This is a genomic window from Vreelandella sp. ssv, assembly GCF_059448525.1.
In genome coordinates this window covers 3,011,280-3,032,439 of record NZ_CM182545.1, presented here as the reverse complement: position 1 = coordinate 3,032,439, position 21,160 = coordinate 3,011,280, and the positions used below count along the sequence as shown (strand labels likewise).

Sequence of the window (21,160 nt, the reverse complement as noted above, 5' to 3'; positions counted from 1 at the left end):
TCAAAAATAATTGGCCAATCCCTCGTTAGGCTCATTCACGTGATGCTGAATATTTATCTTTAACTGATGGTTTTTACCGTCCAATGGGAGTCGGACTTCCCCTTGCTGGAGTGCGAGTATACTGCCATCCAGCTGCGCGCTGAGGGCTTCATCTGTTGCAACAACGTTAACCAAATAGTGGGTAGCGGCAACGGTAAGCGTCGCACTGAAACCTGGCCACTCGCTAGGCAAGCAGGGAGCGATCACCAGCCAGCTCCCTTCCCGGCGGATCCCCAAGATGCCTTCAATACCCGCGCGGTACATCCAACCTGCGGAGCCCGTGTACCATGTCCAACCGCCGCGTCCGGTATGTGGCGCAACAGAGTAAACATCAGCGGCGACCACATAAGGCTCAACATGATAGCGAGCCACTTCTTCAGCCGTGCGGGCATGATTGATGGGATTCAGTAGCGAAAAAAGCGCGTGTGCCTTACCGCCTTCGCCTAATTTGGCAAATGCTAGTATCGCCCACATGGCCGCATGGCTATATTGCCCGCCGTTTTCGCGCATACCCGGTGGATATCCACCGATATAGCCGGGGTCGCGCTGGGGTTGGTCAAAGGGAGGCCAGAACAGGAGCGCAAGTTGCTCATCGTGAAGGATGAGTTCGCGCTCTAGCGAACGCATGGCGAGCGCAGCCCGGTGGGGTTCTGCCGCGCCTGAAAGCACTGCCCATGACTGAGCAATCGAATCTATTCGGCACGCCTCGCTCTCTTTACTGCCCAGCCAATGACCGTCATCGTAGGTTGCCCGCCGATACCATTGGCCATCCCAGCCACTGCTTTCCAGCGCTATACGAAGAGCGGTTGCGTGAGCCCGCCACCGCTCGGTGCGTGTTATTTCCTGTTCCTCCGAAGGGAGCGTAGACCCACTAGGCAACGGTTGTTCACGCTGCTCGGCAAAGGGCAAAAATTGCTCCAGTGTATGTACCAGCAGCCAACCGAGCCAGACACTCTCTCCTTTGCCTGCCTCGCCAACCCGATTCATACCGTCGTTCCAATCGCCGCCACCGATCAATGGCAAACCGTGCTCGCCGGTCAGGGTCAAGCTTTGGTCCAAGCCTCGGGCGCAGTGCTCAAAGAGTGATGCTGTTTCCCCTGCAATCAAGGGCTGAAAAAAGCAGTCGTGCTCATCAGCCGCTAATAACGCGCCTTCAAGAAAGCTGACGGGCTCGTCCAACACCGCCACGTCATGGGAGGTGGCTATATAACGAGCGCAGGCATAGGCGAGCCACACCCGATCATCAGATATGTGCGTACGCACCCCTTGGCCGGAGTGGGGCAGCCACCAGTGCTGGACATCCCCTTCGACAAACTGGCGAGAAGCCGCACGTAGCAAATGTTGACGGGTGGTTTCTGGGCTGGTGAACGTCAACGCCATGCCGTCTTGCAACTGGTCGCGGAAACCATAGGCGCCACTGGCCTGGTAGAACCCGGAGCGCGCCGTGATCCGGCAGGCAATGGTTTGGTAAAGCAACCAGCCGTTAAGCATGATATCCATGGCGCGGTCGGGCGTTGTCACCTGCACGGCATTGAGCTGCGTTTGCCAGTGTGCGTTTATCGTGGCCAGTTCAGCATCAATATCGGCTTCTCTATAGCGGGCAATGAGCGTCTGGGCTTCGGCCATTGAGCTTGCTTGACCCAGTAGGACGATCATCTCAACGCTTTCATCTGCTGCAAGCGTTATGCCGCGCTGTAGTGCTGCACAGGGATCCAATCCCGCACCGTGAGTACCGGAAAGGGGCGTATTGCTGCGTAACCCCAAGGGCGCAGCCAAGCTACCCCCGTGGCCGATGAATTCGCACCGATCGGCTGTCCAATGGGTGGGTTGAGCGCCGATATCCAGAAATGCCACCCGGCCAGGGAAGGCGATGTTCCATGGGTTTTCTACCATTAGCGCGCCGCTTTTAGCGTCTGGGTGCGAGATAAGGAACGGCGCCGAGCCGCTGCGAGAGGTGCCCAATACCCACTCGGCATAGCTCGTAACGGAAAGCTTGCGGGGTCGCCCTGAGTGATTGTGAAGACGTAGCCGCGATATTCTAAGCGGAGCATCTAACGGAACAAAGTGCAGTAGCTCAAGGCCGATACCATCTGACTGATGCTCGAACTGGCTGTAGCCGAAGCCGTGCCGGGCTATATAGCGACCATGATCACGTAGGGGGTGTGCGGTAGCGGTGACGAGTGCTAACGACTCTTCATCACGAACATAAATCACATCGCCACTAGGATCTGCCACCGGGTCGTTAGACCACGGTGTAAGCTGGTTTTCGCGGCTATTATCTGCCCATACATAGCCTGCGCCCTCCGCCGACACTTGAAAGCCGAAGCCCGTGTTGGCTATCACATTGATCCACGGTGCAGGCGTAGTGTTGCCTGCTTCAAGCACCGTCACATACTCGCGGCCTTGCTCAGCAAAGCCTCCTAGCCCATTGAAAAACTCAAGTGCTGGAAGGGGGGGCTGAGCGGTCTCACTGGCTATAGTGGGCATGTGCTTGGGCAGGTGGCGTTTGATGAAAGAGCGTGATGGCAAAGCGCGCTGTTCGGGCAGTGTCAGGGCTAATTGGTTGGCAAGGTTGCCACGGTGTGCCATCAACGCAACGCATGCAATTGACTGCAGCTGTGTCCGCATTTCCAGGCTCATTAGGTCGGCGCGCAGCGAAATAACAGCCCCCTGAGTGTGATCCTTTTTAAACCGCGGTTGGGTTTGGCTGCTGAGAATGGCCGTTTCAATCGCTTGCTGCAGATCCTGAACATATGAGGCGCCACGCTCATTAATAATCACCACATCGACGCCTAGCCGTTTCATGCGCCAGTACTCATGGGCACGCAATAGTTGGCGTACCTGCGCAATGTCATCGAGGGTGTCGATACGCATCAAAATAATCGGTAGATCACCGGAGATGCCGTGTTGCCATAGCCGTGACTGCGGCCCTGCGCCGCGCTCGATGGCATCGGCAGGCGCTCTGAAGCGTGGGTCAGGGTACAGGATGGGCGCGGCTAGGCGCTGAAAATCGGCTGCCTCTTCAGGCTGAATCCCCAAGTGTCGAAGCTGAACCTGCGCCTGTGTCCAGGCGAGTGTTTTGGCACGCTCAAAGGCGCTACGGTCATGGTGCTTATCGATTAGATCCATCAATGCTTCGCGGGTTGAGGCCACCACCGTCCAAAAAGCGATGCGGGTGGCCTTGCCGGGGGCGACCCGCAGTCGGTAGCGCAATGCAAATACGGGATCCAATACGCTTCCCACGCTTCCCGATAAGCGTTGATCTTTGTTCAGTGCTGCAGCGTTTAGCGTGCGGCGTCCGCGGCCTAAGAACCGAGCGCGGTCGGTCTCGAACTGCAAGTCGCCCACGGTTTCGCCTTCCACCACGGCAAAGTGTGCCACCCATACCTGGTCTTCGTCAGGCGAGCGCCGTCGCCTTGTCGCAATCAGCGCGTTGAACGCTTCTAAATACTCGGTCGCCACAAACATTTTGGCAAAGGCGGGGTGCGCATTGTCGGCACTGGGTGTGGTCAAGACTAATTCAGAGTAGGAGGTAATATCGATATCACGGGGATGGCGGCTGCTATTGGTGAGCGAGAGGTGCCGCACTTCACAATCGTCTTCGCCTGAAACCAATACCTCCATGTGGCTGGTGATGTCGTCATGGCGATGCGTATAGCGAGCGTAATCCTCGGCGAATATCACATGGTTGTGGTCATCGTTAGCATCGGCCAAATGTCCGGCAGTTTGGCCTGTTGCTGTCCATACGCCGGGAAGCTGGGTGTCGCGCAGAAAAATCAAGCTTCCCAAATGATCACGGGTGGCGTCGGGCTGCCAGCGACTAATCGCAATATTACGCCATCGGCTGTAGCCACCGCCGGTGGCCGTTAACATCACGGAGTAACAGCCGTTAGAGAGCAAGTGAGTAACGGGCGGGCCACTGGCTACCGTTGATGCACGGCGAATGGTTTGTGCCTCATTAATAATCTGGCTAGCGTTGGACTTCACCTCTTCGGCGCGGGGGTGAACAATCGCCACATTACGCGGTACGCGCTCTTGCAGCAGTAGCTCGCTGGCTTGAATCATCGGTTCACGGTGAAAGCGCGCGCGCATCTGACCCTGGTTCAGGGTGTTAGCGATGCCGACGATCGTCATGCCCTGATGATGGGCCATAAAGCTGCGCACAATGATCACGCTTTCCCCCGCAGGCAGGCGCGAGCGGGTAAAGTCCAACGCTTCATAAAAACCGTAGCGGCCCAGTGCGCCCATCTCCTCTAAACGTTTAAAGTTGCGGCAGGCGCCGTTGGGGTCGACCATCGTGGCTAAACCGGTGGCGTAAGGTGCAATCACCAGATCAGCAGAGAGCCCCCGCTTAAGCCCTAGGCCAGGCACACCAAAATTGGAGTACTGATAGGTGAATTCCATATCACGGGCGTTATAGGCGGATTCGGAGATGCCCCACGGCGCAGAGAGCTGCGCGGCATAGGTCTCTTGACGCTTCACGACGAGCCGGTTGGTTTGTTCAAGCAGGCTTCCGCCCGGGGCGCGCATCACCAGTGATGGCATGAGGTACTCAAACATCGAACCCGACCAGGAGATCAGGGCCGAGCCAAACGTAAGTGGTGTTGCCGCGCGGCCCAACCTAAACCAGTGACGGGTAGGGATGTCGCCTTTGGCAATCGCAAACAAGCTGGCAAGCCGAGCCTCTGACGCCAACAGGTCATAGCAACTGGTATCCAAACAGTTGTCATCCAGCGAATAACCAATCGACAGCAGTTGGCGTTCGCTGTTGAGGAGAAAGGCGAAATCCATGTTCATCGCCAGGCGTCGTGCTGATGCGGCGATCTGCTGCAGACGCAGCGACAATTCAATCGCTGTCCCGCTATCACGTTCATCGCGGTGCTGCGCCACTGAAGAGTGCAATGCTTCTACCCAGAACATTAGATCTTCGCTATGCGTGTCAACCTTTTCATTCAGCGTAGCGCGTACCAAATTCAAGGCTTTATGGGCGTGCAGGACGATATCTGCCAAGCACTCCGATGAAATCAATGCCCCGTTTAACTGCGCGTCAATGGCTTCAAACTGCACCGCCAACTGAACCGTAAACTTTTCCGGTAGCATTGAGGCGTTTTGGAGTGCCTGACGCGCAAGATTCAGCGTGTCAGAAATCCCCACGCGGGGATCTGCTAAACAGCGCTCCGCTTGCCAGCTTTCGCAGGCATTGGCGATAACGATAAGGTGTCCTGCAAGATTGCCGCTATCGACCGTGGAGACATAGCGGGGGTCGAGCGGACGCAAATCTTGAGTGGCGTACCAGTTATAGAAGTGCCCCCGGTAGCGCGGTAGCCCTTGCATGACCTCGAGGGTAGCCTCAAGACGTTCCAGGGCTGTTTGAGTGCCAATCCAACCAAAATCACGCGCGGCTAAGGTCGAAAGCAGATAAAGCCCCATGTTGGTCGGCGAGGTGCGTTGGGCAAGGACAGGTTGAGGGTCTTCCTGAAAATTATCGGGCGGTAAACGGTTGTCTGTGGCGGTCACGAACGTTTCGAAATAGCGCCAGGTTCTCCGTGCAATCAGCCGTAGCTCGCGTGCTTCGTCCACCGAAATAGTCGGCTGGACAACAGCGCTTTTGTTGCTGCTTAACCATGACGCCACGGCCGGTGCGGCCAACCAAAGTAGCGCCATCGGTAGCGCAATGGGCCAAGCGCTACTGGCTGTCCAAAGCGTACCGAGCGTCACCGCTAGGCCCAACGCAGTGCCGGGAGCCATCCACTGGTAGAACCCTAATATGGAAAGGGCAGGGCTTTTCATCGACTGAGCGGCAGACGTCCACTCAAGCAGTCGACGGTGGGTAATCAATACTCGGACCAAGGTTCGGGTAATGGCATCCAGCATGCGCCACGCTTGGTCGGGTAAAAAGATGATCAGCAGTAAAATTTGCACGCTACCGAGCTTCAGCTCATCAATCCATAGGTGATAGTGGTGGCGCAGTTTTGTTGTGGCTCGGAAGGGGATAAACGAGGTCGCTAGCGACAGCAGAACTGGCGCTCCCACCACGGCTAATAGCAGCAGCGTACTGGCGATTGCCATACTGAGCGGGAACTGCCAACTGACCGCAAGGCTTGCGAGTACTAAGGGCGGCAATACTGAGCGGCGTAAGTTGCCGAGCATTTTCATGCGCCCCGTTAGTGGCAGCGCTGGCGCCAGTATCCAGGGCAGCAACTGCCAGTCGCCGCGGGTCCAGCGGTGTTGACGCTTAGCGGCCACGTCATAGCGGGCGGGAAAGTCCTCAATGACTTCGATATCGGAGGCGAGCCCGGCACGGGCAAACACCCCTTCAAATAAGTCGTGGCTGAGCAAGCTGTTGTCAGGCACTCGATCCGCTAACGAGGCTTCAAATTCATCAACGGCATAGATACCTTTACCCGCGAATGAGCCTTCACCGACTAAATCCTGATAAAGGTCTGAAATAGCGGCGGCGTAAGGGTCCAGCCCTCCAGGGGCAGAGAATACCCGCTGATATATAGAGCCTTCCCCTCCGATGGGCAACGACGGTGTGACGCGAGGCTGCAAAATGGCGTAACCCTGCACCACGCGCCGTTGCTGTTCATCCATCAACGGCTGGTTCAGCGGGTGTGCCATCTTGCCCACCAACCGGCTGGCTGCGCCTCTGGGAAGACGCGTATCAGCATCCAGGGTAATGACATAGCGAACATCTGCAGGCAGCGGGGGCGGGTCGATAAAGGTTGTGTCTTGCGCGCCGCGTAGCAGGCGGTTTAGCTCATGCAGCTTGCCACGCTTACGCTCCCAGCCCATCCAGGTATGTTCACAGCGGTTAAATATCCGTCGGCGGTGCAGCAGAAAGAAGCGCTTATCGCTGCCCTGAGCGTGATGGCCGCCAGGGGCTTGTAGACGGTAGCGCTCATTTAAGTGCTCAATAGCGGCGTGTGCGGCAGAGATAAGCGCTGCCTCATGGGGTAATTCCGAATGGGGTGCATCAACGCCGTCAAGGAGAAGCACATAGGAAAGGGCTCCCTCGCCACTCGATAAGTGGTGCACTTCAAGCCGTTCGATCTGCTCCTGTAAGTCATCTTCACTGGTCAGCAGCGTTGGAACGGCAATCAGGGTGCGTAGATGGTTTGGAATCCCTTTAGCGAGATCAAGACTGGGTAGCGGCTGGGCATCGATGCAATAGATGATCAGACGATTAACGATCAGCGTGGCCACTTCAACAATCGGCAGAAAGCCAAATATGCCCAGCAACATTAGCCAAGGTAATGGCGTTGAGCCTATTTCAAGCGGCAATGAAAGCAGTAGTACGGCCGCCAACGTCATTAAGCTAAGCGTCACTACCACCATCATTACGATATAGCTGCGAATGCCGTGGTGAATGAGGGTTCGGCGCAGTCGCTGACGCAAGGTCGGAATAAACCCCAGTTTTTGTTCAAGGGTTGTGCGGCCTGAGCCGATGAGAAAATAGCCAGGGTCGCCCATACGTGCCGCTTCAACAGAATCGCCAGTGGTGGTGGCTGCGTGCCGCGTTAGCGAGAGAGCTGTCTCCACCACCTCAAGCTCGGCGCGCTTGGAGCCCCGGGCGAGTTGTTCTACCGCACTGCGGTACTGATTGCGGGTGGGGAAATCTAACTGTTCAAAATTGCTTTGCTGACTCAAGCGCTCGTCCACCAAACTGACGCCTTCGAACAGCTCGGCCCAGTCGATGCTGGAGACAAATCGCATGCTGGTAATGATGTTGCGAACCGTCACATTGGCGGCGCCTTGGCGCTGCTGGGCGTGTTGGACCATCTCGTCAATGGTTTCACCCTGATGGCTGAGCTGTTCATCAAGCCAGCCGACCAGTGGGCTGCTACGTGGGTCTAAGCCACGTAAGCGCTTTGCCAATTGGGCCGTGAAGGGCTCAGCCAGTGGCCCTTGGTGAAAGTTTAACGTGTTGGCCTCAACGCTAAAGGTATGGCGCTCTAATGCTGATTGCTGATCGGCGGGTTTTAGCCATTTAGCGGCTAAAGCATCCGCTTCGTCTCTAGCCGTTTGCTCACTGATAATTTGGTCAGCAAGGCGCCGAAGGTTCTCAATTAATACAATACGTAGGGTAATAGCAACGGCCCAAAGCTCACCAATAGTGAGTGGCTGAACACGTTGATAAGCCCTGATAAAGGTTTGCAGATTATCCAGGTCGACATGGCTATCGGTATGCGCCACAAAGGCCCAGGTAATCCCCAATACTCTTGGGTAGCCAGCAAAAGGGCCCTTGGCTAATTTGGGTAACTGGCGGTAATAGCCGGGAGGGAGGTCGCTGCGAATCTCACGGATTTGGGCTTCAATCAGGTGGTAGTTGTCGAGCAACCAAGCGGCGGCTGGAACGATATCGCGACCTGCGGCCACTGCGCTGGCACTGGCGCGGTAAACGCTTAGCAGCGTTGTAGCATTATCGTTGAGTCGACGTGTTAATGACACGACCTTGGGAGGCGACGTAGTTACCTCTTGAGCAAGCGCCAAACTGCCGGCATGTTGTTCAAGTCGCTCTGTGCTAAAGAGTTCCTCTCTGACGGGGGTAGTAGAATTCCACGGCGCAACGAACGCATGGTGCGAGCGCACAAAACGGAGAAATTGGTTCACAGATTCCATCCTGGTGAAAGTGCGTTTCTATGACCGCACAAGCGATGCTTCCTTGCCAGAACAATGATCTTGCCGAAGGTGGGCGTCCGTGCGCTAACGCACATTGCATGCATTAATTGCTTGCGGCGAACGAATTTAAGCGTTTTTAGTTAGGTTATATAGTGAGCTTGGTAAGGCATCAAACGGTCACTCTCTTTTTTGACCACGGCGTAACACTCACAGCTGCGTTGTTCTAATAGCGCTCTATTCAAAACACGAATATGGCCTCGTCGATACTCGATGATGCCTAGCTTATGCAGCTTACCAGCGGCTTCTGTCACGCCTTCACGGCGAACCCCTAGCATATTGGCAATCAGCTCTTGAGTCATGATCAGCTCATTGCTGGGCAGCCGGTCGAGCGAAAGCAGTAACCAGCGACACAGCTGTTGTTCGATTGTGTGATGACGGTTGCATACTGCTGTTTGCGCCATTTGGGTAATGAGCGCTTGGGTGTAACGTAGTAGCAGGTGGAGCATAGCCTCATGACGGTTAAACTCTTCACGAAGAAGCGCCGCAGGTAATCGCATGGCGTGCCCAGCACTCTGCACAATAGCGCGATTCGTCGTGCTTTCCCCACCCATAAATAAGGCAATACCCACTAATCCTTCGTTGCCCACAACGGCTATTTCTGCAGAGGCGCCGTTTTCAGTCACATAAAGTAGTGAAACGATGGAATCGATCGGAAAATAAACATGCTGCAACGTGATGCCAGGCTCGTAAATAACGTAGCCCAGTGGCATGTAAAGTGGTTCAAATAAAGGCGTCAGTCGCTGCTTCACGTCATCCGGTAGCGCTGCGAGTAAGTGGTTCTGTGCCGTTACATCACGATCCTTCATATGCCAACGTCCTTGGGAGAGCGCGTCACTCTATACCTCACCATACGCTATATTAGCTGGCTTCATTCCGACGCAGTGTCCAGTAACCTCCCCATAATCTTGTTGCCGTGGTAATGAGACAGGCAATTGCGAACAGTATCGCCAGTGTTGAAAAGTACTCTGGAAACAGGCAAAAAATTACCAGTGCGATGATGGTTTCGGTGCCTTCAGTCAACCCTTCTAAATAGTAGAACGCTTTATTGGGAAAGTGAGGGCGCTCTATTGACTGATGTTTTGCGGCAATAGCAAACGCTAAAAATGAAGTGCCAGTACCGATAAAAGCAAATAACAGCAAGGCAGCCGAAAGAGCATTCTGAGTGGGGTTTGCCAGCGCGAAACCAAGCACCACGGCAGCGTAAAAAACAAAATCTAGCCCAATATCAAGAAATCCACCGGCGTTGCTAGTGCGACCACTCAGGCGTGCCAAGGCGCCGTCAACCCCATCCCCCACCCGGTTAAGCACAATGGCCACCAGGGCTAAGCTATACTGCTCGAATGCCAACAGTGGAAGGGCCATCATGCCAATCGAAAAAGCGCTTAACGTTATCTGATCTGGGGTGATGCATTTTCTATGCAAGGGTTGTGCGATTAGTTTCAAAGGTCCATGCGTTAGCGGCATTGTCCAGCGGTCAAGCACTCGATTCTCCTTAATCACGAAGCATCATTAATTATTGAATAGTAATGCCAACTTACGTAAACAATACGACCATGTCATTGTTAGTAATTGCTAATAATAAAACTAAAGTTGTTAGACTTTGGTGGTAGCTATGGGTAAATCACTGGACTAATTGCCTATTGCAGTTAATAAATGGCGCCAATGGAGGCCTAGCATGTACCCCCTAGGGCGGCAATTTGCCGATATCCTGATACTCGACTTCGTTTTTAACTTTGACCGCAAGTGGCGCTAATTGTATGTATAAAACTGCCCTGATGACGGTATGGGACCAGCTATGGCACTCCCACTACCAAGCCAAAAAATTATTGATGTGCGCACTGCCCACTGGTGGGGCCGCCAGTGCAGCGGCTTCCAGTGCCAAGCGCGAGCCTTCACATCAACCTAAACCACCCGCTTACACGACGCCACAGAAGATCGGTTTGCTGCTTGGCCCACTGCTGTTTGCTTTTGTCGTGATGTTTTTTCATCCCGAAGATCTGAGTTTTGAAGGCCGCATGGTGTTAGCCACCACGCTTTGGGTAGCCGTATGGTGGATCACTGAAGCTATCCCAATTCCTGCGACCTCGCTACTTCCCATCGTGCTGCTGCCGATTACCGGCGCGTTGGATGGAAATACGGTCACTGCGGCTTACGGCAACCCTATTATTTTCCTGTTTCTGGGCGGTTTTATGATTGCCTTGGCGATGGAGAAATGGGATTTACACAAGCGTATCGCCCTGTCGATTATTGCTGTGTTGGGTACCAGCATTAACAGTATTGTGTTCGGCTTTATGGCCGCGACCGGCTTTTTGTCGATGTGGGTATCCAATACGGCGGCGGTGATGATGATGTTGCCCATCGGTACGGCGATTGTTTACCAAGTCAGTCAGGAGCTTGCAAAAAGTGATGGCGACCACAGTGGCGAAATCGATAAATTCACCAAAGCGCTCATTTTTGGGATCGGCTACGGCGGTACCATTGGTGGCTTGGGGACGCTGATTGGCACTCCTCCCAATATTATTCTGGCCGCAATCGTCAATGAGCTGTTCGGCATTGAAATTTCATTTGCTGGCTGGCTAATGTTTGCCTTTCCAGTGGTCATCGTGCTTCTGTTTAGTACTTGGTTGCTGCTAACGCGGGTGTTTTTCCCGATTAAATTCAGCCATTTGCCGGGTGGTCGAGCGCTAATTAATAAAGAAAAAGAGGCCTTGGGCAACACCAGCTTTGAAGAGAAAGCGGTCCTGGCTGTTTTTCTATTTGCCGCCTTTATGTGGATCACTCGCTCGTTCCTGTGGCAGGGCCAAATCATCAACATCCCCGGTATCAATGACACCATGATCGCGATTTTTGCGGCCATACTGCTGTTTTTGATTCCTTCCAAAAATAAGGGCGGCTGCCTGCTGGGTTGGGATGTAGCGAAAGATGTACCATGGGGCATTCTGCTGTTGTTCGGCGGTGGTTTGGCGATTGCGGCAGGCTTCGGCTCTTCTGGCTTGGCGGAGTGGATCGGCGGACAAATGAGCGTACTGGAAGGCGTTAACTTCCTGCTGGTGATTCTGATGGCAACCGGCATGGTACTGTTCTTAACCGAAATCACCTCAAATACCGCCACGGCTACGATGATTCTGCCTGTGTTGGCGTCATTGGCGCTTGCGCTGGATATTCACCCCTTTGTACTCATGGTGCCCGCCGCCATGGCCGCTAACTGCGCCTTTATGCTGCCTGTGGGCACGCCGCCAAACGCGATTATCTTCGCCACCGGCAAGCTCAAAATTATTGAGATGGTGCGTACCGGTTTTTGGATCAACATCATTGCCATGTTGCTAATAGTGGCAGCTGTTTATTTCCTATTGCCAGTGCTATGGAACGTGGATTTAACCAATTACCCTGATGCTTTCCGTCGCTAGGTCAGCGTTTTAGCATTGAATAGCCCCGCCAGCGTGCGGGGCTTTTTTATGAGTAGAGGACGAGCTGGGTTGTTATGATGACGTTACACAATTTTTGCTGAGCTTGTTATGCGTTTACTCCACACTGCGGATTGGCACCTGGGTCGGCTATTTCATAATCTTTCATTGCTGGAAGATCAGCGTCAGGTGCTCAATCAACTCATCGAGATCATTGACCGGGAAAAGATCGATGCGGTGTTGATTGCGGGCGACATTTACGATCGCTCCGTGCCCCCTTCGGCGGCGGTAACATTGCTTGATGAGGTGCTCCATGCGCTCTGCGAGGTGCGCAAGCTGCCGGTCATCATGATTTCGGGCAACCACGATGGCGCCGAGCGTTTGCGCTTTGGCGCGCGCCACCTACGCCAAGCGGGGCTGCATATTCTCTCCGATTTAGCTGAGTTCGCCACGCCTGTCACACTCAATCTTGATGGCGTTGAATTAGATGTATTCGGTATCCCTTATGCCGATCCTGAACATGTACGCAGCCAACTGAACGTTGATGTACGGGACTTTGATGGCGCCCATCGCTATTTGGTCGAGCGCATTGGTGAACAGCGCCACCCAACACGCCCCTGCATACTGATGAGCCACTGTTTTGTAGATGGCGGCAGCGCTTCCGACTCCGAGCGTCCGCTAACGTTAGGCGGTGCCGAAAGCGTGGCTTGGGAGCCTATGCAGGGGTTCGATTATGTGGCGCTTGGCCACCTGCATGGCCCACAGTATCGCGGCGGGGAGCATATTCGCTACAGTGGCTCGCTGCTCAAATACAGCTTCTCAGAAGCCAGCCAGCGTAAGGGTGTAACGCTGGTAGAGCTAGACGCGAACGGCGTCACCAAAATTGAACAGATCCCACTGATACCCAGCCGTGAAGTGCGTGTGTTGGAGGGCGACATTGATGCGTTGATCGCCCAGGGAAGAACCGACAAGAACGCAGACGATTACCTGTTGGTAAGATTGACCGATCGGCACGCCATCCTCGATCCCATGGGCAAGCTGCGCGAGGTGTACCCGAATGTGCTGCATCTGGAGAAGCCGGGCATGCTGGAGGCGCGCGGCACTCAGCAGCTCGACCGGGAGCGGCTGCGCTTTGATGCCCTGGATATGTTTAGCGACTTCTTTAAGCAAACCAGCGGAGAGGCCATGAGCGATCGTCAGGCCAGCGCCATGGCAGAGTTGATTAACCAGCTGCAGCGCGATGAGGCCCAAGAATGACGCCGTTAACGCTTACCATTCAGGCCTTTGGCCCTTTCGCGGGTACGGAAACTATTGATTTCACCGCGCTTGGTAGAAGCCCGCTATTTTTGATTAACGGGCCCACCGGGGCAGGCAAGAGCTCGATTCTCGATGCGCTTTGTTTCGCACTTTACGGGCAGACCACGGGCAATGAACGCGACCCGACGCAGATGCGCTGTGACCAAGCGGATGCCGCGCTGTTAACGGAAGTGACTCTCGATTTTCGCCTTCGCGGCTTTGATTACCGGGTGCGGCGTGTTCCTCAGCAAGAGCGCCCCAAAGCCCGTGGCGAAGGCACCACCACACATAATGCTGAAGCGCAGTTTTGGCGATTGAAGGCGAATAGCGAGGTAGACAGCTGCCTGGTGGCGCGCAAGGTTAACGATGCCACCGCAGAGTTGCAAACCCTGATTGGCCTGGATGCCAACCAGTTTCGCCAAGTTATGGTTCTGCCTCAGGGCAAGTTCCGTGAGTTGCTGATAGCCGATTCAAAAGAGCGCGAAAAAATCTTTTCGCAACTGTTTCAAACGCAGATTTTTCAGCGCATCGAAGAGCACCTGCGCAACCAGGCCAACCAAATCGCACGGCAGGTGGACGATCATCGTCAGCATATCAGCGGCATTCTGGCCGGTGGTGAGCTGGAGAGCGAAGCCGCATTGGATCAGGAGCTGGAGGTGCTAACGCCGCAGGTGGAAGACGCGCGACAACAGTTCGAAACCGCGCAGCAGCAGCGCCGTAAAGCTGAAATCCAGCGCGACGAGGCGCTGGCACTACAGCGACAATTTGAAGCCCGCGATAAGCTAGCGTCGGATAAAGCCCATCACCTCGGGGAGCACGCTCAGATTGAAAGCAGTAAGGAATGGTTAGCGCAAAGCACCCATGCGCAGGCGCTGCATGCGCCGAAGGTCGCCTTAGACCAAGCGCAGCAAGTATTAACGACCACTCAAGCCGAACAGCAACAGGCAGAAGCCGCATTAATCACCCAGCGAACTAGTGCCCAGCAGGCCCAGCAGGCGTTAGAGACGACACGAAAGCGTCAGTCCGAGCTGCCTGCGCTGCGCGAGCGCCATCGTCAGTTGGGCGAATTTATTCAAAAAGGGCAGCAGCTAAGCGAGCTGCAAGCGCATTTTCAAACGGCGCAGGCCGCGTGGCAGCAAGCGGACAGCTCGCTCAAGCGCGACGAGGCCCAACTAGACACTATTCGCCAGCAAGGCGAAGCGATAGGCGTCAATCTCGAGCGTTTACAGACCGAGCTCCAGCAACTGGCCAGCGCGCCTGCTGAGCTAAACCGCCACAATAACCTGCTTACCCAACGCCAAGAGCTTGATGAACACGCCCGGCAAGGGCGTGAGTTAACGGCTCAACAGCAGCAGGCAACGGACACACTAAGCCGCCGTCATAGCGAAGCAGTGCAGGCAGAACGCAGCGCCAATGAGCGGGAAATGCGCTGGCATCAGGGTCAAGCCGCGCTGTTAGCACTGACGCTTGAGCAGGACGCTCCATGCCCGGTATGCGGCAGCTTGGCGCATCCAGCTCCGGCGGTTAATAACGCCGATGTCGTCACTCAGGCGCAGGTGGAAGAAGCCAGGTCGGCTCAAGAGCAGGCCCGCCAAGCTCTTCAGGTTGCTGAACGTCATCACCAGCAGCTTACGCAGCAGATTAACTACAACACAGAGCAAGTGCAGCGACTCAATCAGCAGTTAGGTGAGTGGGCTAACCAACCGCTGAATGCACTACAAAAATCCTGCGATGAGTTGTATCGCCAGGTCACCCGGCAGACAAGCGTTGAGCGAGAGATTCACCAGCAAATCGCTGCCCGTGATGCGCTACGGCAACAGTGGGGCGCACTGGATAAACAGCTTAAAGCCCAGCGGCCCGCGGTTGAAAAAGCCAAAGAGGACGCGTTACGGCTAGAAAGTCAGCGCGATCAGTTGAGTCAGTCGCTGCCTGAAAATGCCCGTGACCCCGTCGCCCTGCGCCAAACGCTCACTGAGCTTGAACATCAGATTAGCCAAATTGAACAAGCCTGGGAAAGCGCTCAGCAAGCGCTGTCGAACAGTCAAGCCCAACTGGCGCGAGCAGAAGAGCAACGACGCGGAGCGAACGAACGCATCGCACGCAGCGAGCAGTCGTTACAGCAGGCGCGAACAGAGTGGCAGGCCGCGCTGCAGGCCAGCCCCTTTAGTGATGACGCGGCGTTTCAGGCGGCACAGTTGGATGACACCCAGCGGCAAGCGCTGACTCACCAAGTAGAGGCGTATCAGCGCCGCTTAGCCGAACTTGAAGGCGCGCTGCAGAATTACCAAACCCAGCTTGCAGACAAAACACCACCGGATCTTACCGCGCTCACTACCTTAACTGAGAACGCCCAAGCGGAAGAACACACCCAGTTAGAGGCTTGGCGTAACCTGGATGGTCGTTTAACGACGCTGCACGGTATTCGCCAAAAACTGGCCTCTGCTCACGCGGCCCAGGCGGAACTTGAAGCGCAATATCAGCTGTGGGGCACGCTAAGCGAGGTCGCTAATGGTCGCACCGGGCATAGAATCAGCTTGCAACGCTTCGTGCTCGGCGTGCTGCTGGATGACGTTCTGATTCAGGCTTCTGAACGACTGGTACGTATGAGCCGAGGGCGCTACCAGCTAGTGCGTCGAGAAGACCCTTCAAAAGGCAACAAAGCGTCAGGCCTTGAGCTGGATGTGGCGGACACTTATACCGGCAAGAACCGTTCGGTAGCCACGCTTTCCGGCGGGGAGTCTTTCATGGCTGCGCTGTCGTTAGCGCTGGGCCTTTCGGATGTGGTGCAGGCATACGCTGGCGGCATTCAGTTGGATACGCTATTTATCGATGAGGGCTTTGGCAGTCTCGATCAGGATGCTCTGGATCAAGCCATTAACATGCTGAGCGAACTGCAAATGGGTGGACGCATGATTGGCGTGATTTCCCATGTCAGCGAACTCAAAGAGCAAATGCCCGTCCGTATAGACGTGCGTGCCAGCCGCCATGGGAGCTCGGTGGAAGTAAAGGGCGCACTTCTTTAATGGCTAGGACATTGAAAAGCTGAAGAACAGAAAGACAAAGGCAGCGTTAGTTCATGCTGCGTTCATACAGAATGTTTTATAAAGAGAATGAATCGACTCAATCGCTCTAAAGGCAATACCGACTTAGGAGTACAAGGATGAACGCGAGCAAAATTTTACAGCAGCTTATGCAGCAAGCTGGCGGTAGCCAGAAGGGTAGCAGTAGCAATGGTGTCGACGTTAAAGGCATGCTGAGCGGTCTGTCTAAGCAATTAGGCGGCGGTAGCAGTGGCCAGGGGAGTGGCTCTTCTAGCGGCTTCGATGTTAAAAGCCTGCTCGGTGGCGGCGCCATGGGGATGTTAGTAGGCTCTAAGCGCGGCCGCAGCATGGGTGGCAAAGCGCTAAAATATGGCGCCATTGCCGGGGTAGGCATGCTGGCGTGGAAGGCTTGGCAAAGCTCCCAGGCGGCAAAAAAAGACAGTGGGCAGCAAAATACCCAACATGCGTCAGAGGGCGAACGGGTTGACGTCCTTAGCGGTGAGATCCAAGAGCGTCGTAGCCTGGAGCTGCTGCAGGCAATGATTATGGCGGCACGTGCCGACGGCCACATTGATGAGCAGGAGCAGGCGTTGATCACCGAGCAGATCGATGCCTTAGGAGCCGATCAAGAGATGCACAACTGGGTAGAGCAGCAGCTAAAAGCACCGCTGGATGCTCAGGCCCTGGCACGTGAAGCAGACTCTCCCCAGGCAGCACGCGAGATGTACCTGATCAGTGTGGCCGTGACCGATGACCAAAATCCTATGGAACGTGCCTGGCTGGATCAGTTGGCTAGTGCGCTGAATCTACCTAAAGAGATGACCACTGAGCTTGAGCGCCAAGCAGAGCAGGCGGGTTAATGCTGGATACGTTTAACTTTTGGCTGGCTACCGGCTTTGGATTGGGGCTAGCGCCGATGGCGCCGGGTACCGTTGGCTCGCTGCTGGGCATCCCATTGGCGTGGTGGTTGTTAAGCCGCCCGCTAAGTCAGCAGGGCATCCTCATTGCTGTTTTGTTGGTGTTGGCGGTGCCGGTTTGCCACATCGCTGCGTGGCACTACGACGGGTTGGACCATGGTAGTATCGTCGCCGATGAGTATGTGGCGTTCCCGCTGGCGGTCATCGGGTTACAGGCAGCGCGCCAGCCGCTGATCATGGCGCTGGCATTTGTCGTTTATCGTTTTTTCGATGCATTAAAGCCCCCGCCGATTCATTTGGCCGAGTATGTGAATGGTGGTTTGGGCATTGTCTTGGATGATGTTATCGCAGCGCTGGTGACCTGGGTGGTGATAGCGATAGGGTTAAAGCTATGGCAGCGCCGATCATCTGAACAACATTTAAGCCCGTGACTATACGCGCAAAAAAAAACGCCGCAGGCCTGATAAAAGCCTGCGGCGCTAGTTTTTACAACTCACAACTCAATGAAGGTTGTTGCAGTTGCTCGCCGTATTACTCTTGAACGACGATGACTGATTTGGCATTTACGAATTCAAGCATGCCAAAGCCGCCGTGTTCACGGCCGTAACCGGAGTTTTTAACACCACCGAAGGGCATTTCCGGTGTGGCGACACCAAAGCCGTTGATAAACACCATGCCAGTATCGAAGTACTTGCTGGCGAGCTCGGTAGCGCGCTTGACGTCTTTAGAGATGATGCCGCCGCCCAGGCCGTAACGGCTGTCGTTGGCGATACGCATTGCATCTTCATCATCTTTGGCGCGAATCAGCGCGGCAACCGGACCAAACAGCTCGTCGTCGTATGCTGGCTGACCGGGGGTCACGTTATCAAGCACAGTGACCGGGTAAAATGCGCCTTTACCGGATGGCTTTTCACCACCGCAGAGAATCTTCGCGCCTTTGCGAACGCTCTCTTCCACTTGGTCATGAAGGCCGTCTCGCAGGTCAACGCGAGCCATGGGGCCAAGGTCGCTACCCTCTTGGGTCGGATCACCCGCCTTTAGTGACTGCATGCGTGCAACGTAACGCTCTTTGAACGCTTCATAATTTTTCTCGGTCACTACAAAGCGTTTGGCTGCTACACAGGTCTGACCACCGTTGTAGACACGCCCTTGAACGCAGGTGTCAATCGCCACATCCATGTCGGCATCATCAAGCACCAGATAGGCATCGTTAGAGCCCAGCTCAAGCACGGTCTTTTTGAGGTGCTCAGCGGCTTTGGTGGCCACTTTGCGACCCGCGCCGTCGCTGCCTGTCAGGGTGACGCCACGCACCGCAGAGTGAGCAATGACTTCATCGGAAATATCATGAGAGATCACGAGCGTGCGGAAAACGTTCTCGGGAAGTCCTGCTTCACGATAGATTTTTTCCAACAGCAGGCCGCTACCCGTTACGTTTTCAGCGTGCTTCAGCAGGACGCCGTTACCGGCCATGATATTGGCGATAGAGTAGCGAACTACTTGGTAAGCGGGGAAATTCCAAGGTTGAATGCCGTAAATGACGCCCATGGGTGAATAGGTCACAAAGCCACGCTCACCGTTGCCGGGCTGGCGCTCTTCATCGGCTAGCTTCTTAGGACCATGTTCAGCGGTGTAGTCACAAATAGCGGTACACAGATCAACTTCCTGGCGCGCTTGTTCAGGTAGTTTGCCCATTTCTTTGACCATCAGGTCAGCAAGCTCTTCTTTGTGCGCTTGCATTGCTTGGCCAATCGCCTTCACCGTTTTGGCGCGGCTTTCTAGTGACTCGAGCCGCCAATCGAGAAATGCATCGTAGCAGGCATCGATTACCTGCTTGGCTTCAGCACTACTCATGAGTGCGTAAGTATCGAGTGTTTCGCCGTTAGTCGGGTTAATCGTCGTGATGCTGTTGCTCATAAGATCTCCTATCTATAGATCAACGTGTTGGTCATGACGTCCAGCTCCTGGGCGTCTAATCGACCGGTCTATTTCTAATTCAGTAACACTCTAGTACAAATTGAGCGCCTCTGCATAATAGAGGTACTCAGTTTCAGGCATTGATTCAATCAATCAGTTCAACATTAATGGTTTTATTCAAATGTAGGCCCACCCGCTTCTTCGCCCCACACCTCTTCTAAGCGACCGTCGCGACCACAGCTATAGCGGTAAAACTTATAGCGTACGGGATTCTTTTGATAATAGTCCTGGTGATACTCTTCGGCAGGCCAGAAGGTAGTCGCCGATACTATTTGGGTGGCGATTTCCCGGTCAAAGCGTTCTTCCATTTCCGCCTTGGAGGCTTCGGCGAGTTCACGTTGGCTTTCGTCGTGATAGAAGATTGCCGAGCGGTACTGATCGCCCACGTCGCAAAACTGACGATCTACCGCAAAGGGGTCGATGTTGCGCCAGAAAATTTCCAACAATTGCTCGTAGCTGATCTGCGCCGAGTCATATGCAATTTGCACGGCCTCAGCATGACCCGTGCCGCCCCGGGAGACGTCCTCATAAGAGGGGTTCTCGAGTTCGCCACCGATATAGCCGGAGATGGTGGCGCTAACACCGGGCTGGTTGTCGTAAGGGGGTTCCATACACCAAAAGCAGCCGCCTGCAAACGTGGCCTCCGCTTGAGTGGCCTGAGCTTGAAGCGAAGTGCTGGCGATGCCAGCGGTAGCCAGCACGCAAAGCGTAAGTGGACGAAGAAGGGGCAATCGAGTCATTGCAAGCACTCCAGTGGCGGTGGCGAGTTATCGCTGAATGTTGATTCGATTAGTGGCTTGGCGTTCCCTTTCCTTACAACTCTTTTCTTCCAGCCTAGCCCAAGCGATGTGGCCATACTTCGTCCAGCGTGTTGAGTGCGGCGTTCACGGTCGGTTCGGCGGTGCTATCGTGTCGCCATACAAAGCTTAATGCGCAAGGCAGGCGGATGTTGTCTACGACTGCCAGGCCACTTTCTTGGCGCTCAGTCATTGCCAAAGCGTCGCGGGCCAGGCTTAAGCCAACGCCTGCGCGGACCAAATCCAACATGCAAGCTTCTTGGTCAACCTGGGCTACTCGGTTAGGCACTGCGCCGCTCTTGGCGAGCGCTTGCTTTAGCAGCCGGTGGTGGGCGGAATCCTGTGGCGTAACAATCCAGGGCAGCGTAGCTAAGTGCTCCCAACGGGTATCAGTGAGTCGGTTTTCCCAGCCTGCAGGGGCAATCACATGATAATCAAAGTGCGTCAGCTCGCGCCAAGCCAGTGCCTCATGTCCCTGGTTCAATCCAGGGCCTTCGCCTGGTGGTGCCAGATAAAAGCCGACATCCAGGTCACCCTGTGCGATGCGGTTAAGAACGCTGCCACTCATTCCGTGCTGAAGCTCGGTTTCTAATTGGGGGGCTCGTGCCATCAGGCGGCTTAAAAAAGCGCCTAAACGAAGAAACTCCGGGTCAACGATGGTGCCGATGGAGAGCTTGCCGCGTAGCGTGCTGTGCAGCGTTCCAGCGGTTTGCTCGAACGCCTGGGCGCTGGCCAGGGCTTTTTCAGCGGCGGGAAGCAGGGCGTGGCCGTCGGGTGTTAGCGCGAGGCCTTGGGGACGACGACTAAACAGCGTGAGACCTAAATTGGCCTGTAAGTGCTTCAATTTTAGGCTGATGGCAGGTTGCGTCAAATGTAGCTGTTCAGCGGCGCGTGACACGCTGCCCGTTCTTGCAACGGCCACGAAGGCGCGGAGTGTAGCGTAGTCTTGCATGATGGGCCTCAACGCATGCCAGTGATATGAGCAAAGCTTATAACTGGCTTTTAAATAA

Annotated in this window: 11 protein-coding genes; 5 read left to right on the top strand and 6 right to left on the bottom strand. The window is 55.0% G+C overall.

Annotation, left to right across the window (positions count from 1 at the left end):
- The 3 genes from AC5TBW_RS13800 to AC5TBW_RS13790 all read right to left on the bottom strand — a co-directional run bounded on the left by AC5TBW_RS13800 (position 1) and on the right by AC5TBW_RS13790 (position 10,203).
- On the bottom strand, positions 1-8,661 hold the full coding sequence (locus AC5TBW_RS13800) for a glycoside hydrolase family 94 protein (RefSeq protein WP_495509110.1): 8,661 nt from the start codon (positions 8,659-8,661) through the stop codon (positions 1-3).
- Positions 8,662-8,801: 140 nt separating this feature from the next.
- Entirely contained in the window at positions 8,802-9,527 is a 726-nt protein-coding gene (locus tag AC5TBW_RS13795; protein ID WP_495509109.1) for a Crp/Fnr family transcriptional regulator, read from the bottom strand.
- 52 nt (positions 9,528-9,579) lie between these two features.
- Complete coding sequence (locus tag AC5TBW_RS13790) at positions 9,580-10,203, bottom strand: CDP-alcohol phosphatidyltransferase family protein (protein WP_495511972.1); 624 nt, start codon at positions 10,201-10,203, stop codon at positions 9,580-9,582.
- A gap of 275 nt (positions 10,204-10,478) precedes the next feature.
- On the opposite strand from AC5TBW_RS13790, the gene AC5TBW_RS13785 reads away from it, so the two are divergent.
- From AC5TBW_RS13785 to AC5TBW_RS13765, 5 genes are all read left to right on the top strand, one after another.
- Positions 10,479-12,128 carry a DASS family sodium-coupled anion symporter gene (locus tag AC5TBW_RS13785; protein ID WP_495509108.1) on the top strand — a complete coding sequence of 550 codons (1,650 nt, stop codon included), beginning with the start codon at positions 10,479-10,481 and terminating at the stop codon, positions 12,126-12,128.
- 108 nt (positions 12,129-12,236) lie between these two features.
- Complete coding sequence (locus AC5TBW_RS13780) at positions 12,237-13,382, top strand: exonuclease SbcCD subunit D (protein WP_495509107.1); 1,146 nt, start codon at positions 12,237-12,239, stop codon at positions 13,380-13,382.
- Complete coding sequence (locus AC5TBW_RS13775; RefSeq protein ID WP_495509106.1) at positions 13,379-16,444, top strand: AAA family ATPase; 3,066 nt, start codon at positions 13,379-13,381, stop codon at positions 16,442-16,444. Before AC5TBW_RS13780 ends, AC5TBW_RS13775 begins: the two co-directional genes overlap by 4 nt.
- Before the next feature lie 137 nt (positions 16,445-16,581).
- Complete coding sequence (locus AC5TBW_RS13770) at positions 16,582-17,322, top strand: tellurite resistance TerB family protein (RefSeq protein ID WP_495509105.1); 741 nt, start codon at positions 16,582-16,584, stop codon at positions 17,320-17,322.
- Positions 17,322-17,810, top strand: a complete 489-nt coding sequence (locus AC5TBW_RS13765) for a phosphatidylglycerophosphatase A family protein (RefSeq protein WP_495509104.1) — start codon at positions 17,322-17,324, stop codon at positions 17,808-17,810. Before AC5TBW_RS13770 ends, AC5TBW_RS13765 begins: the two co-directional genes overlap by 1 nt.
- A 100-nt stretch (positions 17,811-17,910) precedes the next feature.
- Here AC5TBW_RS13765 and AC5TBW_RS13760 read toward each other — a convergent pair whose 3' ends face one another.
- From AC5TBW_RS13760 to AC5TBW_RS13750, 3 genes are all read right to left on the bottom strand, one after another.
- Entirely contained in the window at positions 17,911-19,293 is a 1,383-nt protein-coding gene (locus tag AC5TBW_RS13760) for an NAD-dependent succinate-semialdehyde dehydrogenase (RefSeq protein ID WP_495509103.1), read from the bottom strand.
- 173 nt (positions 19,294-19,466) lie between these two features.
- A complete protein-coding gene (gene msrA / locus AC5TBW_RS13755; RefSeq protein ID WP_495509102.1) occupies positions 19,467-20,093 on the bottom strand; it encodes a peptide-methionine (S)-S-oxide reductase MsrA in 627 nt (208 codons plus the stop codon).
- A gap of 94 nt (positions 20,094-20,187) precedes the next feature.
- Positions 20,188-21,102 (bottom strand): LysR family transcriptional regulator, encoded by a 915-nt coding sequence (locus AC5TBW_RS13750; protein ID WP_495509101.1) that lies wholly within the window; start codon positions 21,100-21,102, stop codon positions 20,188-20,190.
- Positions 21,103-21,160: the final 58 nt, after the last annotated feature.